This is a genomic window from Mesorhizobium sp. 113-1-2 (assembly GCF_016756475.1).
GTDB classification, from domain to species: domain Bacteria; phylum Pseudomonadota; class Alphaproteobacteria; order Rhizobiales; family Rhizobiaceae; genus Mesorhizobium; species Mesorhizobium loti_C.
The window spans coordinates 7,750,544-7,767,826 of record NZ_AP023242.1; the positions used below are offsets into that span (position 1 = coordinate 7,750,544).

13 protein-coding genes and 2 pseudogenes are annotated in these 17,283 nt (G+C 60.6%); 10 read left to right on the forward strand and 5 right to left on the reverse strand.

Annotated elements, in window-relative coordinates; translation table 11 throughout:
• Nucleotides 1-80: 80 nt before the first annotated feature.
• A pseudogene (locus tag JN279_RS37220) lies at nt 81-476 on the forward strand (IS481 family transposase); the annotation flags it as partial.
• A 73-nt stretch (nt 477-549) separates the two neighbouring features.
• Here JN279_RS37220 and JN279_RS37225 read toward each other — a convergent pair.
• Nucleotides 550-1,716, reverse strand: coding sequence for an NAD(P)/FAD-dependent oxidoreductase (locus tag JN279_RS37225; protein WP_044551214.1), 1,167 nt, complete (start codon nt 1,714-1,716; stop codon nt 550-552).
• Nucleotides 1,717-1,848: 132 nt separating this feature from the next.
• Nucleotides 1,849-2,163 carry a methionine adenosyltransferase domain-containing protein gene (locus JN279_RS39055; RefSeq protein WP_446720445.1) on the reverse strand — a complete coding sequence of 105 codons (315 nt, stop codon included), beginning with the start codon at nt 2,161-2,163 and terminating at the stop codon, nt 1,849-1,851.
• Here JN279_RS39055 and JN279_RS38095 point away from each other — a divergent pair.
• Nucleotides 2,054-2,323, forward strand: a complete 270-nt coding sequence (locus JN279_RS38095; protein ID WP_167316198.1) for a hypothetical protein — start codon at nt 2,054-2,056, stop codon at nt 2,321-2,323. The two genes, JN279_RS39055 and JN279_RS38095, sit on opposite strands and share 110 nt — an antisense overlap.
• Nucleotides 2,324-2,546: 223 nt before the next feature.
• On the opposite strand, the pseudogene JN279_RS39060 reads toward JN279_RS38095, so the two are convergent.
• The 3 genes and pseudogenes from JN279_RS39060 to JN279_RS37245 form a co-directional block, all read right to left on the reverse strand.
• Nucleotides 2,547-3,086, reverse strand: a pseudogene (locus JN279_RS39060) (IS3 family transposase).
• A 59-nt stretch (nt 3,087-3,145) separates the two neighbouring features.
• Nucleotides 3,146-4,513 (reverse strand): sigma-54-dependent transcriptional regulator, encoded by a 1,368-nt coding sequence (locus tag JN279_RS37240; RefSeq protein WP_172352494.1) that lies wholly within the window; start codon nt 4,511-4,513, stop codon nt 3,146-3,148.
• The gene (locus tag JN279_RS37245) at nt 4,510-6,363 is read right to left on the reverse strand and encodes a sensor histidine kinase (protein WP_202327598.1); all 1,854 of its coding nucleotides are present in this window, start codon (nt 6,361-6,363) and stop codon (nt 4,510-4,512) included. Before JN279_RS37245 ends, JN279_RS37240 begins: the two co-directional genes overlap by 4 nt.
• A gap of 274 nt (nt 6,364-6,637) precedes the next feature.
• Between JN279_RS37245 and JN279_RS37250 the strand changes: the two genes are divergently transcribed.
• The 8 genes from JN279_RS37250 to JN279_RS37285 all read left to right on the forward strand — a co-directional run bounded on the left by JN279_RS37250 (nt 6,638) and on the right by JN279_RS37285 (nt 17,145).
• A complete protein-coding gene (locus tag JN279_RS37250; protein WP_202353886.1) occupies nt 6,638-8,071 on the forward strand; it encodes a dicarboxylate/amino acid:cation symporter in 1,434 nt (477 codons plus the stop codon).
• A 318-nt stretch (nt 8,072-8,389) separates the two neighbouring features.
• A complete protein-coding gene (locus JN279_RS37255) occupies nt 8,390-9,421 on the forward strand; it encodes a LacI family DNA-binding transcriptional regulator (RefSeq protein WP_010913552.1) in 1,032 nt (343 codons plus the stop codon).
• Nucleotides 9,422-10,075: 654 nt separating this feature from the next.
• On the forward strand, nt 10,076-11,791 hold the full coding sequence (gene nifA / locus JN279_RS37260) for a nif-specific transcriptional activator NifA (protein ID WP_199201481.1): 1,716 nt from the start codon (nt 10,076-10,078) through the stop codon (nt 11,789-11,791).
• Nucleotides 11,792-12,367: 576 nt separating this feature from the next.
• Complete coding sequence (locus tag JN279_RS37265; protein ID WP_010913550.1) at nt 12,368-13,327, forward strand: NUDIX hydrolase; 960 nt, start codon at nt 12,368-12,370, stop codon at nt 13,325-13,327.
• A gap of 64 nt (nt 13,328-13,391) precedes the next feature.
• Complete coding sequence (gene nadA / locus JN279_RS37270; RefSeq protein ID WP_006333927.1) at nt 13,392-14,366, forward strand: quinolinate synthase NadA; 975 nt, start codon at nt 13,392-13,394, stop codon at nt 14,364-14,366.
• Nucleotides 14,363-15,904 (forward strand): L-aspartate oxidase, encoded by a 1,542-nt coding sequence (locus JN279_RS37275; RefSeq protein WP_202351646.1) that lies wholly within the window; start codon nt 14,363-14,365, stop codon nt 15,902-15,904. The genes nadA and JN279_RS37275 overlap by 4 nt, the downstream gene beginning before the upstream one ends.
• A 1-nt stretch (nt 15,905) precedes the next feature.
• A complete protein-coding gene (gene nadC, locus JN279_RS37280; protein ID WP_199201479.1) occupies nt 15,906-16,787 on the forward strand; it encodes a carboxylating nicotinate-nucleotide diphosphorylase in 882 nt (293 codons plus the stop codon).
• Between the two features lie 10 nt (nt 16,788-16,797).
• On the forward strand, nt 16,798-17,145 hold the full coding sequence (locus JN279_RS37285; RefSeq protein ID WP_044548973.1) for a hypothetical protein: 348 nt from the start codon (nt 16,798-16,800) through the stop codon (nt 17,143-17,145).
• Nucleotides 17,146-17,283 lie beyond the last annotated feature (138 nt).

Genomic DNA, 17,283 nt, shown 5'->3' on the forward strand with positions numbered 1-17,283 from the left:
GCGGAACCTCACGGTGACAGCACGCAGCATCGACCTAAGTAAGCCGGCCATGAGCGCGGGCCGCGGCCACGAAGCTTCGACTGGGCCAGGTTCTGCATGGGAGCGCCACAAAGAAAGAGGCGATGCGTCGAGCTGTAAGCGAGCCTGAGCTCGCTTTCGAAGCGCTATGCCATCAACCCCAAGACGGTCGCGAAGTGGAGGAGCGGAGTTCGACCGCCGATCTGCCCACCGGCCCCAGGGAGCCGAGATCGAAGGTTCTGTCTGCCGTAGAAGAGGACCGTTGTTGTGGCCTTCCGCCGCAACACACTGCTGCCGCTGGACGATTGCCTCTACGGCCTTGCAGCCGACGATCCCGCATCTGACGCGCTCTTCATTGCACCGATGTCTGCAGCGCAAGCATCGGCTTCTTCCACATTGATATTGCGGAGATCCCAACCGAACAGGGCAAGCTAAACATCAAGGCCTTTGTACCGCGGCACCGCCTGTCGCGAACCTTCGCGCCCCTCTGTCCCGCCGGCACCAAAGGAGACCGTCGCGGCGCCGTTGTTGCTAGATCACATTCAATTCCCTAAACGCCCGCCCTTCGGCGACACGGATGTACCCAAACGCGGAGCAATCGACCGTGCGGTAGCCGCCATGCACGAGAAGCTCGGCCAGCGCCTTGCCGACCGCCGGGGCCTGCTGCAGACCGTGGCCTGAAAATCCGTTGGCGAAGAGGAAATTTTTCACCTTGGGGTGCGGCCCGATCACCGCGTTCTGGTCGAGCGTGTTGTAATCGTAGTGCCCGGCCCAGGCGCGGGTAGGCTTGATGGCCTCGAAGGCTGGAATGCGGGTCGCCAGCACCGGCCAAATCACCTCTTCGAACAGCGGCCAGTCGACCTCGAAATCCTGGGGATCGGCCGGGCCGTCGCCCTCTTCCGGCTCGGCGCCGCCGGTGAGATAGACCGGGCCTTCCGGCCTGACATAGATGCCGGAGGGATCGACCAGCAGCGGCATGTCGGCATATTTTTCGCGCGCCTCGAAGACGAAGACATTGCGCTTGCGCGGCTCGACCGGCAGCGCCAGCCCGGCGAGAGCGGCGACCTTGCCGGCATTCGGCCCGGCGGCATTGAGGACGGTGCCGGCTTCGATCGTCTCGCCATTGTCGAGCCTGACGCCGGTGACACGGTGGCCCTGCCGCTCGATGCCGATGACCGAGGCGGTCATAAAGTCCACGTTCTTGCCGCGCAGCGCCTTGCGGAACAGCGTCAGCATCGCATGCGCGTCGAACCAGCCTTCGCCGGTCCGACCATAGGCGCCGGCAGAAATGCCTTCGGTCGACAGCCAGGCGAAGCGCTGCGTCAACTGCTCGGCATCCTCGAGCACGATGTCGGCGCCCTCGGCGATCTGCGCCTCGTGATTGGCCTTGAGGATCGGTAGCCCGGCTTCTCCGGCGAGGATCAGATAGCCGCTCTCGCGGAACCCGATATCGGCATCCGTGCCGAATTCTTCCTTCAGCCGCCGGAACAGCTTCAGCGCGAATTGCGACAGGCGGATGTTTTCAGGAATCGAAAACTGCTGGCGAATGGAGGCGCAGGACAACGTCGTTGCCGCGTGCGCGAACTGCGGATCGCGCTCGATCAGCGCGATCGAGCCGGAAAACCCTTCCTCGCGCAGATAGTAGGCGATCGAGGAGCCGACGATGGCTCCTCCGATGATAACGATGTCGTAACGCACTTTTTTGTCGCCTTTCCGGTAACCGCCCGTGTCGATCACACAGCCGTCAGCATGATGTCGAAGCGCGTGCCGCGGCGGGCGCGGGCCTAGCGAGTTGAAAAGGGTTGCCGCATGCGCTTGATCCAGCGGCGCTCACGCAGCTGCCGGTCCTGCCTCACGCAGCAAGTCGGCGGCTCTGTCCGTCTTCTCCCAGGTGAACTCAGGCTCTTCACGGCCGAAGTGTCCGTATGTCGCCGTGTTGCGGTATATCGGGCGTACGAGATCAAGCATCTTGATGATGCCTTTCGGTCGGAGATCGAAAACATGCGAATCCAAACATGAGGCCCTGATCCCGCCCTTGCTCGAGATCCTGCCATCGTCCTTCATCAACGCTCTGGCTGATGCCGGGCGACTGCCCGGTGAGAGCCAGAACGACGGCGCAATTTCGACCATCAAAGCCGATGGCATCGTCGTAGCCAATATCGAGTATCGTATCGCGGGCGACTTGGGTGTAATCGATGTGCGCATGGCTGGTACCCTCGTCCTGCTGGCTTTGTCATTTCGCGCTCTTCGCAAATGCTGTTTGGCGGCGGAACATAAAACGACACCAGATTTCTGCCGCCACTGATCTCGAAAGTTGTGATGAGCGTACCATTGACAGCGATTTGCGCTCGCAACGATTCCATGAATTTCTTTGAAGGATCTGTTACAACGCTAAACAACAACGCAACGAGATTGGCGGGGGCCTGGTAAGACGGCAAGCTCGAACTGGTTGGCCAAGAGGGAGGCGATCGGCGCACCTTTCCCCAGGCGACGTGCTAACTTGCATCGTGCACCTCATCCGCCATTTGCTAAATGTTTAGTCCCGGCATTTGCTGGAGCGGATTGAAAGTGAACGCTCGGGCTGGGAAGCCCATGCCTTCCAGATGAACTCGCAGGGCGTGAGGCCCTTGAGGGTCTTCAGCTTGCGGCCGAAATTGTAGGCCGCGACGAAGTCGGCAAGATGCCGACGCAGTTGGTCGCGATCGTCGTAGTGGAAGCGCTTGACGGTTGCGTCTTGATGGTCCGGTTCATTCTCTTGACTCTTCTCGCCGGCCTGTCGCCGTCGACATCTGGCAATCGGCCGATGCTTGCCTGCAGGCAGCGGTGGGAGCGCGTCAGATGCGTGACGTCGGCTGCAACGCGTAGAGGCAATCGTCGAGCGGCAGCAGCCTTGTTGCTGCGGAAGGCCACAACAACGGTTTTCCTCGACAGACAGAACTGTCGACTCCCTGGAGCCGGTGGACAGATCGCGGTCGAATTCCGCTTCTCCACTTCGCGACCGTCTTGGGGTTGATGCCATAGCGCTCCGAAAGCGACCTCAGGCTCGCTTCACCTAGCCCATAGTGCATCCTTTGAGTCGGACGAGAATGGCGAAATTTCTTTTCCGCGACATGCAAGCAAGAAGGCTTCAGCCAATGGCGGTTTTTCGATAATCGGCCGTGTCTATCCCATGTCGTTTCAGCTTGTCGTAGAAGGTCTTGCGGGGAACTCCCAGGACTTCGATCGTTCGCCTCACGTCGCCGCCGCATTCCTGCAAGGCATCGCGGATGACAGTCGCCTCATAAAGGCTGACCTTCTCGGACAAGTGGAGGCTTGATACCGCTTGTTCCTTTCGACCTGATGCAATGGGCGTGCCTAGCCTTTCAAGTCCCAATGCAACGCGATCGGCGAAATGCACGAGTTCACGGACATTGCCGGGCCAATTGTGGCTCACGAGGCGATCGCGCACGCCAGCGCTGATGTCCGGAACTGGCCTGCTGAAGCGTTTGGAGGCGCGTTCCAGGAAATGCCCAAAGAGCATCGGGATGTCTTCGCGCCTTTCGCGAAGCGGCGGGATGCGGAGCGTCACCACATTCAGCCGGAAATAAAGGTCTTCCCGGAAATCTCCGCGGGCGGCCGGATCGCCGAGATCGGCCTTGGTAGCCGACACGACACGAAGGTCGATGCTGCGGGTTTCGTTCGTGCCAAGCGGCGTGATCTGCCGGGTCTCAAGCACCCTCAGAAGCTTCACCTGGAGTGCTGGCGGCATCGACTCGATTTCGTCGAGGAAGAGCGTCCCTCCGTTCGAATGCTCGATGCGACCGGTCCTGCGCCTCTGCGCGCCAGTAAAGGCGCCTGCCTCGTGCCCGAAAAGTTCGCTATCGATGACGCTTTCGGGCAGCGCTCCACAATTCAGGGCAACGAAGGGCTTCGTGCGTCGTCTGCTCCAGCGGTGAAGCAGATCCGCGACCACCTCCTTGCCCGTGCCCGTCTCGCCTTCCACAAGGACATCCACATCGGTATCGGCGATCTGGCGGAGAGTTTCGCGCAATCGAATCATGGTCGGTGCCTCCCCGATCAGCGGGATATCGCCCGCAGATCGGACAACCGCATCCCTAAGACGTCTGTTTTCCAGGACCAGGCGCCGTTTTTCCGAAGCGCGATGCAGCGTCACGAGAAGCCGGTCGTTCGCATATGGCTTCGAGATGAAATCGTAGGCGCCATCCTTGATGGCGGCAACGGCCAGCTCGACGTCGGCATGCCCGGTGATCAGGACAACCGGAATTTCCGGGTCGATCGCCTTCACTCGCTCGAAGAGCTGAAGTCCGTTCAGCCCGGGCATACGGATGTCACTCACGACAGGGCCATCGAAGTTCCCGTCGATTCTGGCGAGTGCGGCCTCGGCCGAACCGAACACGCTCGGTGAGAACGAGGCAAGCTTCAGCATCTGCGTGGCTGCGCGAAGCACATCCTCGTCATCGTCGATAAAAATGACCGGTCCTGATTCAGCACTCATGCCGCTCGCCTCAGCTCGACCGTGAAGGAAGTCCCTCTCCCGTGGCCGGCATCATCATGCCGCAACGAGCCGCCGAGCTCACGTGCGATCTCTTGCGAAATGACCAGGCCAAGACCGAGCCCCTTTTCCTTGTTGGTAACGAACGGCATGAAGAGGCTCCTGCGAATGTCGGGGGCAAGGCCGGGGCCGTTGTCCCGAAGGGAAATAGCGACCATTTCCCCGTTTTCGGCGAGCGCTATCTCGACGCGGGGCTCCGGTTGATCCTTCAGAGCGTCAAGCGCGTTCTGGAGAAGGTTGACGAGTATCTGCTCCAGTCGCATGCGGCTTGCCATGACAATTGGAGACGGATCGATCCGCTTCCGTTCAATCGTCACCCCGGAATCGCGAATTCGGCCTGAAAGAAGCGACAGAGCGCCGTCGATCGCGTCGTCCGCCAGTATCGGTCCCATCGATCCGCTGGCGCGGCGGGAAAAGGACCTTAGCGTTTCAGTGATCGTGCCGATCCTGCCGGTCATGGCGACGATCGAGGTCAGATTCTCGGCGGTTTCTTGCGACCGGCCGATCCCTAGAAGACGCGCGGCATTTTCAGCATAGGTGCGGATTGCGGCGACCGGCTGGTTGATCTCGTGGGCGACCCCGGCCGTTATCTGTCCCAGGATTGACAAGCGGTTCGCCTGGGCGAGTTCGTCGCGCAGGCGACGCACTCTTGCTTCAGCGTTCTCTCGCTCGGCGATCTCACCGGCGAGCGCTGCGTTCGAGCTCTGGAGCTCCGCCGTGCGCAGTTCGACGCGATGCTCCAGTTCCGCATTCAGCAACACAAGCACTTCTTGCCGCTGCCGGGCCGCCCGCCGCCGTCGAACAATGATGAAAATGACGAATCCAACGAGAACGAGGGCAAGCAGCGTTGTCACGCGGGCTGTCATGACCGCCGAGGAGATCTCGGTGTCGGCGGGGATGAGCAACGACATGCGCCAGCCCGGAACTGCTTTGCCGAGATCCTGCGAAACCGCAACGAAACCGGCTGATCGACTCTCAGGAGTTGCGGTGACCAGGTTGTCGCCGCGGCGGGAAAGCGGCACCGGCTCGAAAGTCACGCCCGGTAGCTGCAGACGATCGCGAGCGGTTTGCTTCTCCTTTGCGGAAAGCGGTGAGAGAGCGCCAAAACGCCATTGGGGCACGCTCGTGGCAAGAACCACGCCTCGCTCATCGGTCGTGAAGACCACGAAGCCGCTCTCCAGCCAACGCGACTCGACGCGGTCGAGCTCCACCTTCACCACAACCACACCGAGCGGCCCCTCCGGCCCATCGACCCGGCTCGACAGATAGAGACCAGGGCGCGCGCTAACCGTGCCGAGCGCATATTGCATAGCCGCGCCATCCGCCATCGCCTCGGTGAAGTAGTGGCGAAAGCGGTAATCGCTGCCGACGAAACTGGTCGGCTCGCCGGCGTTGCTCGCAGCGACCGCTACGCCCTCAGGATTAATGATGTAGAGTATAGAAGAGCCGGCGTCGCGCGCGATGGCGCGAAGCTTCTCATCAAGCGCGGCTTCGTTGGCAGTGCTCGGACTGCGAAGCATCTCCTGAACGGCACCGTCGCGTGCCAGAACCAGCGGAATCATTCGCTGCTTCTCGATCTCTCCTTTCAAACTGTCGGCTGCAAGCGGGAACGCGGCAAGAGCACGGTCGCGTAGGGCATACTCTGCTCTGGTGCCGGCGATGCGTCCCGTTGCAAAGACGACGAAACAGAGCGCCGCACCAAGAATTGCAAGCAAAATCACAAGCCAGAGAGATCGACCGCCGGATCTACCAGGGAAGACCAATGGGGCGCGCTGGAAGGCGCCATTACCCATGTCTTCTTCTTCCGCCATCGTATTCTTAAAACCGATCATTGACGAACCATAGTGCGGGGTTCCGCCAGAAGGGAAGGCGATCCGTGCGGAAAACCGCACAATCTTGCTGCGCGATTTGTTGAAGATACCTGAGGCTCCGGCGATTTCCGCGCTCTCTTGGCTTGGCACGGCTATTGCGGTCAACAACGCAGCAGCGTTCGACCGGGGCGCCGCGATGGGAGAAGCCGCGGGGAGGAACAGCCCGCCCCAAACCGGTCAGGGAGAGAAAACTTACATGTTGACCCCACTGGCTCCAAGCGTAAAGCGCGCACCCCGCAAGACCCTTTTTGCCAAGCCTTACGTGCAGGTGCTTGTCGCAATCCTGCTCGGAGTCGCGGTTGGCCATTTTTATCCGCAAATCGGAGAAAACCTGAAGCCGCTCGGCGATGCCTTCATCAAGCTCGTCAAGATGATCATCGCGCCCGTTATCTTTCTGACCGTGTCGACTGGAATTGCCGGCATGAGCGATCTTCAGAAGGTCGGCCGTGTTGCCGGCAAGGCGATGGTCTATTTCTTCACCTTCTCGACGCTCGCGCTTATCGTCGGCCTCATCGTCGGCAATGTCATTCAGCCTGGCGCCGGCCTCAACATCGATCTGACCTCGCTCGACGTCCAAGCCGTCAATGGCTATGCCTCAAAGGCCCATGAGCAGTCCGTGACCGGCTTCCTCATGAACATGATCCCGACCACGATTATCGGCGCCTTTGTGGAAGGCGACATTCTACAGGTGTTGTTCTTCTCCGTCCTCTTCGGCATCGCGCTGGCGATGGTCGGAGAATCGGGCAAATCGGTTCTTTCCTTCCTTCAGGACCTCACTGCACCCGTTTTCAAATTGGTCGGCATCCTGATGAAAGCCGCGCCGATCGGTGCTTTCGGAGCAATGGCCTTCACGATTGGCAAATATGGCATCGGTTCGGTAGCCAACCTTGCGATGCTGGTCGGGACCTTCTATCTCACGGCCTTCCTCTTCGTATTCGGGGTTCTCGGTGCAGTCTGTCGCTACAATGGCTTCTCGATCTTTTCTCTTATCCGCTACATAAAGGAAGAGCTGCTGCTGGTCCTCGGAACGTCCTCCTCCGAGGCTGCGCTGCCCTCTCTCATGGAGAAAATGGAAAAGGCCGGCGCCAAGCGCTCGGTCGTGGGCCTGGTTATCCCGACCGGATATTCCTTCAATCTGGATGGCACCAATATCTACATGACCCTCGCGGCCCTTTTCATCGCGCAGGCGACGAATACGGATTTGTCAGTTGGCGATCAGGTCCTGCTGCTGCTCGTCGCGATGCTTTCCTCCAAGGGTGCAGCAGGTGTCACAGGTGCCGGCTTCGTCACGTTGGCTGCTACGCTCTCCGTAGTGCCGGCAGTTCCCGTTGCTGGAATGGCGCTGATCCTTGGCGTCGATCGCTTCATGTCGGAATGCAGGGCACTGACGAATTTGGTCGGTAACGCGGTGGCATCGCTCGTCGTCGCCCGCTGGGAAGGCGAACTGGATCAGGCGCAATTGAAAGCTGCATTCTGCGGCCACCAGCCTGCCGAGACATCAACCGGCCAGCCACTGATAACGCCCGCGCCGAGCAACTCGGCAGCATCGCTGCCGGTTGAATCGCCTGGCTGGTCCCAAACGCCGGACGATCGGGCCGCGGGTTCCAAACAAACTCTCGCGGGCCGATGAAATCAACAATCCCGAAATGCAGTGGGTGCAAAATCATCTGCGCCTTGCGAAGGTCTTGCACCGGTCACGACACACAAGCCCTCGATGATGCGCTTAATGCCTCCGAAGTTTGCGACGGTTCGTGGAACCGGGCGCGGAGCTGGGTCGGAGCCGTCGGCACGGCTGAACAATTCGCCCAGGCTCTACATTTCGGCTTCTACCTCGCACCATGCCACGACCAGAATTCGGTAGCGAACAGGATCAATGCAGGAATGACAGATTTTACTGAATCGACCTTTGCCGGATTTCTTCTTGATGTCGTTTAATCAGACTCGAACAATGGCGAAGCGACCCATAATTGCTGATATCGCCCGGGAAGCCGGGGTTAGTGTTGCCACCGTTGACCGAGTTCTGAATGCCCGTCATCCGGTGCGGAAGGAGACTGCGCAGCGGGTCTTAGCGGCGGCACAGGCCATCGGATATCACGCCGCAGGTCTTATCAAGCAGCGCCTGCAGCCGGACCTGCCGCAATATCGGCTTGGCTTCATCTTGAGAAAACCGACTCACCACTTCTACCAGGGCTTCGCGCGTGAGGTCGAAGCGGCGGTCAACGCGGCGAAGTGCTTCCATGGCACTTCGCTCATCGAATTCGCGCCGTCGCACATGCCATGCGACCTTATTCCATTGCTCAAGGAATTCGGAGCGCGCTGCCACGCGATCGCCATGGTGGCGCCGGACCATCCGGCGATCACGGCAGCCGTCCAAGAACTCAAGGCAAAAGGCATCCCCGTTTTCTCGCTGCTTTCCGATTTCGCCGAAGGTGTTCGTGAGGGTTATATCGGCCTCGACAACCGCAAGGTCGGGCGGACGACAGCGTGGATGCTTTCAAAGGTCGCAAGACGGCCGGGCAAGGTGGCGGTTTTTGTCGGCAGCCACCGTTTTCAGGGGCAGGAGCTGCGGGAGGTCGGCTTTCGCTCCTATTTCCGTGAGAATGCACCGGCATTCGAGCTGCTCGATCCGCTCGTGAACCTTGAGGCACGGCAGATCACCTACGAGGCCACGCTGGATCTCATGCAACGGGAACCCGAACTCACCGGCTTCTATGTGGCCGGCGGAGGTATGGAGGGAGCGATCTCCGCGCTCCGTGAAGAAGGCGAAAGCCGGGGTCTCGTCGCGATCGTTAACGAGATCACGCCGGAGTCACGGGCTGCACTCGCAGATGGCATGATCACGATGTCGGTCGCCACGCCCCAGCGCCTGCTTTGCCAGGAACTGATGACGCTGATGGCCCAGGCCATCAAGGTCGGCACTTCGGAGACGCTTGGGCAGACTTTTCTGCCGTTTGAGATCTATCTGCCGGAAAACATCTGAAAAACTGATAAAATACTATCATGAGAGCCTAATTTCCTTTCATTCATGAAAGAAAAGCAGCGGGAGTTTGATTGACTCACCTGCCTCATTCCGGTCTCGTTTAACAACGAATGATTGCTGCGCGGCGGAAGCCAGTCAGCCGAGAACGACGACCCGCACTTCATGAAGAGAGAGGAAAGCCATGCGTCAAGCATCGCTCCGCTTTGCTATCGACCGCATGACGCCGCCCCATCTTGCCAGGGCCGCACTTGCTCGCGGCCGGGGCCTGACTGGCATCGACATTAGCTATCATCTCAATGGCAATTTCATTGCGCGCGAAAAGCCGGCTGCAGACGTCCGTCTTGCTGACGGATCAATCGTCACGACTATCTTCATCAACGCCTTTTCGTGTTTCAATGAATCCCCGCGTGCAAGGGCGAGGCGAGCAAACTCGTCGATTGTGCAGCGGCCTGCGGAGCGAAGACGCCGACGAATGCGATTCGCCAAGGACATCCACGCGCTGGACAATAGGCGCACTTGCCTCGGGCATCGATTTCATGGCGCGAGATGGATGATCACATGCACGATACTCGCAACTCCGAGCAAAGTGCCAGGCAGATCTCGTCACGCTGCATATCGCTTCCAAAAATGAAAAGCCCTAATTCAAAGTCCGAGATGAATAACGTGGTCCCTATTGTGCCGTTGCACGAGAGGGCGCCGGACATCTTTGAAACGTCGATAGCGCTCACCGCTCCCTCTGGGCTGGAAGCCACGTTGGCCAACGTCGTCGACCTCCTGCCATCGTTGGTGCAGGTGCGGCACGGCATCATCTCGCTCTGCGACGGTGCCGGCATACCGGACATGACCGTCGGCGCCGGCTGGAGCGAAGGCAGCGATGAGCGCTACCGCAAGCATCTGCCACGGGCGGCGATCGACCAGATCATAACGACGGGCATGGCGCTCGTCGCCGAGAACATAGCGTTGGATCCGGCTTTCAACGCCGCCGACAAGGAGGTGCTCGGGGCGTCCGACAACATGAAAGTGTCGTTCATCGGCGTACCCATTCGCGTCGATGCGAACGTCGTGGGCACGCTGACCATCGACCGCATCCTGGACAACAAATCAGGCTCCCTCCTCGATTACGACCTGCGCCTCCTTACCACAATCGCTAATCTGGTTGGACAGACAGTGAAGCTGCATCGCCTGTTCGCGTCCGACCGCGAGCGACTGATGGCCGAAAAAATCCGGATGCAAAAGCAATTCGGCGAACTCAAGCAGCCTGGGCATGAGGGCAAAAGGGCTCATGTCAAGGGGATCATTGGCGACAGCCCGGCGCTGCGCGGGCTGCTTGAGAAGGTCGCGTTAGTAGCCAGGTCCAACAGCACCGTTTTGCTGCGCGGGGAATCGGGGACCGGCAAGGAGCTGGTCGCCAAGGCCGTTCACGAGATGTCGGGACGCGCCAAGCGGCCGTTCATCAAGCTCAATTGCGCAGCGCTCCCTGAGACAGTCCTGGAATCCGAACTGTTCGGTCACGAAAAGGGTGCCTTTACCAGTGCATTCAACTCGCGCAAGGGGCGCTTTGAGCTCGCCGACAAGGGAACGTTGTTTCTGGACGAGATCGGTGAGATTTCGGCCTCGTTCCAGGCAAAGCTGCTGCGCGTGCTGCAGGAGCAGGAGTTCGAGCGCGTCGGCAGCAACCAGACGATTAAGGTCGACGTTCGCGTGATTGCCGCCACGAACAGGAACCTGGAAGACGCGGTTGCAAGGAACGAGTTTCGCGCCGACCTTTATTATCGCATCAGCGTTGTTCCCTTGCTGGTGCCGCCATTGCGCGAAAGGCGCGGTGATATTCCGCTCCTTGCCGCTGAGTTTCTCAAGAATTTCAACAGCGAGAACGGCCGTACGATGGTCTTCGATGCGAGTGCGACTGAAGTGCTGATGAACTGTGCTTTTCCCGGAAATGTCCGCGAGCTTGAAAATTGCGTGCAGCGGACGGCGACCCTGGCAGCGGGAGCGTCAATCGGCAGAAACGACTTTGACTGCTGCCATGGCCGATGCCTTTCCGCGATGCTATGGAAGCACGCATCGAAGGAGACTGCGCCGAAATCGGAGCCGATCGCACCATTGCCACTGAACCCGGCCATGCAATCGTCTGGTGCTTTTGCTTCGGCCGCCATTGGGGTCCCGCATGACGACAGCGAGCAGGCACTGCCAGCGCCTGTTCGGCTAGGCCTCGTAAGCGACGCGAAGATGACCGATCGCGAGCGTCTCATCGCGGCCATGGAAAGATCCGGCTGGGTACAGGCAAAGGCAGCGCGCCTGCTTGGACTGACGCCGCGCCAGATTGGTTACGCGCTGAGGAAATACGGTATCGAGATCAAGAATCTCTGAACCTGCTGTCGGATTTCAAGCGGGGCCACGAGATAGCGCGCGAGGCGAATAGCTGGGACAAATTAGCGTTGATTGGTACGGCTCGGACCTCCGTCGGTGAGGCGTTGCAGCCCTCCTGTTGGCGCCGGCCGCAATCCACGGCCCGCTCGACCGCATGGCGCTTGGTATCCCAGTCAAGTTGGCGCAAACGCAGCGCCGTCATGGTCGGTCCGATGGCCATGTCGCTCCGCCGGCCCCGTGCCGGATGTCTCGCCATTGAAACGGAGAACAGTGCGCCGTCAACCAACCTTACCGGAGTGGTGTAGGTCGTCAGGCAGATAAGCGCCGTGCTGCCTTTCGCGCACGCATATCCGGCGGCGTGATCGCCTTTTACGATACCTCCGACGCTCAATCGACGTCTCTCCTCACCCAGCGTCACCCACGGCGAGTGTCGCGTTTGGCATATTTTTGTGCAGGTTCGAAGAGGTAAAGTCGCCACAGCGCGTGGTGTTGACGCGACGATTGGTATGATAAAGAACAGAACTAAATCGGTTTAGACAGTTCGCACGGAGGTCTAACCCAAGTGGCTCAGGAACCATGGATCAGGCCAAAGGACCAAGGAAAGGCAGAACCATAGGCAAGACCAACAATGTCAACGCCGACCTGATCGCAGTCGTGGTCGCCGTGAACGACGCTGGACCATGTGTTCTGACCATCGAACAGGGGGCCGCTCTTCCCTCGGGCCCGTTTGAGCTCGCTCATCGTTCGCTCCAGTCGGGGCTTAGGGCATGGGTGGAACTGCAGACCGGTCAGCCTCTCGGTTATATCGAGCAGCTCTACACCTTTGCCGATCGCGATCGGGTCGGCGCCAACCAGCGCGTGATCTCGATCAGCTATCTCGCACTCACCCGCGAAGAAGATGCGGGCGCCTCGGGCAGGCGCAGTTGGGCCAGCTGGTACGACTATTTCCCGTGGGAGGATCATCGGTCCGGCAGGCCCCCGATAGTGCTGGAAGAATTGCGGCCGCGCCTTATCGAATGGGCGGACGGCGCGGACGACGGCGCGACGCGCTTCGATCGCCGACGGCGAGCGGCGGTTGCCTTTGCCTTGGACGGCCGGGCATGGAACGAAGAACTCGCGCTGCAGCGCTACGAGCTGCTCTACGAAGCCGCCCTGGTGGAGGAAGCAAAGCGCGGCGGAGTTTCGGCCATCCTCCCTTCCGTGCCGGGCAGATCGATGATCGCCGATCACCGCCGCATTCTGGCAACGGCTATTGCACGACTGCGCTCCAAAATTAAATACCGGCCTGTTGTGTTCGAACTGATGCCGCCGCTCTTCACGCTTTTGCAGCTACAGCGAACTGTGGAGGCGCTCTCCGGCAGGCTCATCAACAAGCCGAACTTTCGCCGGCTCATAGAGCAGCAGGAACTGGTTGAGAAGACCGGGGCGACGACCGCCGAGACCGGCGGCCGGCCTGCGCAGCTCTACCGCTTCCACCATACTATTCTCGACGAGAGGCCTGTGGCCGGCACAAAATTACCGCTCGCACGGGCTTGACACCCCTTATAGTCACAACGATTATATATATCTTATAATCAGATGGACTATAACTGGAGGCTCGATGAGTGCCGTCCTGCCTTCGAGCGCCTCACTGTACGACCGCGTTCGGCGCGTTATCCCACCGATCGAGTGGTCGGTCTTCGTCGAGGATATCGACGCAATCCTGAATCTGAAGCGACAGCGCAATGCGGTCATCCTGGCGCATAACTACCAGACGCCGGAGATTTTTCACTGCGTGGCTGACATCGTCGGCGACAGCCTGGCGCTGGCCCGCAAGGCGATGACAGTCGATGCCGAAATCATCGTGCTCGCGGGCGTGCATTTTATGGCCGAGACCGCCAAGCTCCTCAATCCGGACAAGACCGTGCTCATCCCGGATCTCGGCGCCGGCTGTTCGCTGGCCGAGTCGATCACCGCCGAAGACGTGCGCCTGATGCGGCAGCGTTATCCGAGCGTTCCAGTGGTGACCTACGTCAACACCTCCGCCGCGGTGAAGGCTGAATCCGACATCTGCTGCACCTCGGGCAATGCGCTCGCGGTGGTGAAATCGCTCGGCGCGCCGCGTGTGATCATGCTGCCCGATGAATATCTGGCGAAGAACATCGCGGCGCAGACCAAGGTCGAGATCATTGCCTGGAAGGGGCGCTGCGAGGTGCACGAACGCTTCACCGCGGCCGACATCCGCGAGCTGCGTGAGGCCCATCCCGGCATCAGTGTACTTGCCCATCCCGAATGTCCGCCTGAAGTGGTCGCGGAAGCCGACTTCGCCGGCTCGACGGCGGCGATGTCCGACTATGTCGCGCGGCATAGGCCGGCGCGTGTGGTGCTGATGACGGAATGTTCCATGAGCGACAACGTCGCGGTCGAGCATCCGGAAGTAGATTTCGTGCGCCCATGCAATCTGTGCCCGCATATGAAGCGCATCACGCTCGCCAACATCCGGACCGCGCTCGAGGAGAACCGCCACGTCGTCACGATCGATCCTCATGTCGCTGAACGGGCCCGCTGGGCTGTGGAACGCATGCTCTTTGTATGACGGCGGACATCCATCACATTGGCGGAGCGCCGGTCATCATCGGCGCTGGTATCGCCGGGCTCATGACGGCGCTACACTTGGCGCCGCAACCAGTCGTCCTTCTGTCAAGGACCTCGCTCGGAACCGAAGGCTCGAGCATTCTAGCCCAGGGCGGGCTCGCAGCGAGTCTGGGGGAGGACGACAGCCCCGACCTGCACCTCGCCGATACGCTTGCTGCCGGCGATGGGCTTTGCGACGAACAAATGGCCAGGCGGGTGGTAGAGGCCGCACCTCAAGCCGTCGAGAATCTCATTCGTCTTGGTACTCCTTTCGACCGCTCGCTAGACGGGAGGCTGCAGCTGGGCCTGGAAGCGGCGCATTCGCGTCGCCGCATCGTGCACGCCGTCGGCGACGCAACTGGCCGCGAGTTGTTTCGGGCGCTACTCGGCGTGGCGCGGCGAACCCGTTCGATCACGATCATGGAAGGCATGACAGCGCTTCGCTTGGTTGTCGCGGAGGGCAGCATTGTTGGCTTGCTGACTGTCCTGCATGGCGCCGTGTTCGCATTGCCCACACGCCGCGTGGTGCTGGCGACCGGTGGGATAGGCGGCCTGTTTTGCGATACAACCAATCCGCTCTCCTCATTCGGGCACGGCCTGGCGCTGGCAGCCTGTGCTGGAGCGGAACTAGCCGATCTCGAATTCGTGCAATTCCACCCGACGGCCCTCGACATTGCGCGCCGGCCAATGCCGCTTGTCAGCGAAGCAGTGCGTGGCGAAGGCGCGGTGCTGATCGATGAGCACGGCCATCGCTTCCTGGCAGACACGCCCGGGGCAGAACTCGCATCGCGCGATGTGGTCGCGCGGGCGATCTCCGATCAGCTCGCAGCCGGGCATGGCGTCTATCTCGATGCCCGACATTGTCTCGGGCAGAAATTCGCAAGACGCTTTCCGGCAATCGACGCTATTTGCAAGCATGCCGGCATCGATCCGGCGGTGGAACCCATTCCCGTACGGCCCGCTGCTCACTATCACATGGGCGGCGTGGCCGTTGACGCCGAGGGGCGAACTTCCGTTAGCGGCCTGTGGGCCTGTGGCGAAGTCGCATGCACAGGACTGCATGGCGCCAACCGGCTTGCCAGCAACTCGCTGACCGAAGCGGTTGCAACCGCCGCCTGGGTGGCTGAAAGCGTCGCGGGTACCTCTGCGGGTTGGCAGTGGCCTAGGCTTCCGGCAACTGTTCCCATCCGGCCCGACCCTTCACCTATTCGCCCAATTGTGTCCAATGCGCTTGGCATTGTTCGGAATGGGAAATCATTGTGCGACACGGTCGCGACACTGCTGCCGATCTCTGTTTGCGAGACGGCCGCGGCCGATCCGGCCCTGGTGGCATTGTTGATGGCGATCGCCGCCCTTCGGCGCGAGGAGAGCCGCGGCTCCCACTTTCGATCCGATTTCCCCGGGCGCGATCCCGCCGCCCTCCCCTCACGATTGACGCTCTGCACAGCTTTTGAGAATGCCGTCACGCTCAGATGGCAAGCATCCGAACGGAGCCGTTGACATGACTTCACTTGCACCACTTCCCCAGATCATCATGGAGCCCATCGTGCGTTCTGCCCTGCTTGAAGACCTGGGCAGAGCCGGCGACATCACGAGCGATGCGATCATCCCCGCCGATTTCAAAGCGACGCTGGCGTTGAATGCCCGGCAGGCAGGCGTTGTTGCCGGGCTCGACTTGGTCATGTTTGCCTTCCTGCTGGTCGATCCCGGGATCAGCATCCAGCTGCGGTGTCCTGAGGGCGGCAAGGTCTCGGCCGGCCAGACCATCGCGATCGTAAACGGGCCGGCGCGCAGCCTGCTGACCGCGGAGCGGACGGCGCTCAATTTCTTATGCAAACTCAGCGGCATCGCGACGGCAACGGCTACGCTCGTAAACGCGGTGAGGGGCCATAACGCAAAAATCGTGTGCACACGCAAAACGACGCCCGGCCTGCGTGTCCTGGAAAAGTATGCGGTACGAGCGGGCGGCGGTGCCAATCACCGCTTCGCGCTCGACGACGCCGTGCTGATCAAGGACAACCACATCGCCATTGCCGGCGATATCCGCACCGCAATCGAGCGGGCGCGCAGCGCCATCGGTCACATGGTTAAGATCGAGGTCGAGGTCGACAGGCTGGACCAGTTGGAGATGGCGCTGGCAGCGGGTGTCGACGCCGTGCTCCTCGACAACATGTCGGTCGAGGACCTTACGCAGGCTGTGGCTATGGTCGGTGGCCGCGCGATCACCGAGGCTTCGGGCCGGGTGACGCGGGCGAGCGCCGGGGCAATTGCGGCGACAGGCGTCGACCTCATATCGGTCGGCTGGCTTACCCACAGCGCGCCCATCCTCGACATTGGTCTCGACATGCCGGCCGACCGAAATTGCAACAGGCATCTGAACTGATGGAGAGGACATGAACCGGGATCGCAGGAACTCCTTTGGTCGCAGGCTAACCTGCGTCAGCACGTCCCAGGTTCCACCAACAGCCGACGCAAGCCTTCTCGGCGCCAGGCGACACGCTTCAACAACGGAGGCGGGAGGGACGGACCAGCAAGGCACAGAAAGCCGCGTCGCAGCCCTTGGCGTCATCATCTGCCGACTCGACGAGATGCGCCAGTTGGCGGCCTCTCACGGGCTGGAACTTCTGGGTTATCTGCTGGACGTCGCCTTCACCGAATCCTGCGACGCGATCAGAAAGGAGCATTCCTGTGCTCAGAGTAATATAACGGAAACCGTAATCCCCACGGATGACGTGAGTTGAGCCTGCGGGCAGCAGTTGGAGAGTCCGCTCAAGAGCGCCACCAGTCGCGTTTCGATAGAAGACTTCCCGCTGGCATGCGCCTGGTCTTCAGCATCCACTGCAACGCTCCAGGTCAAGGACGGAAGATTATGGAGAACA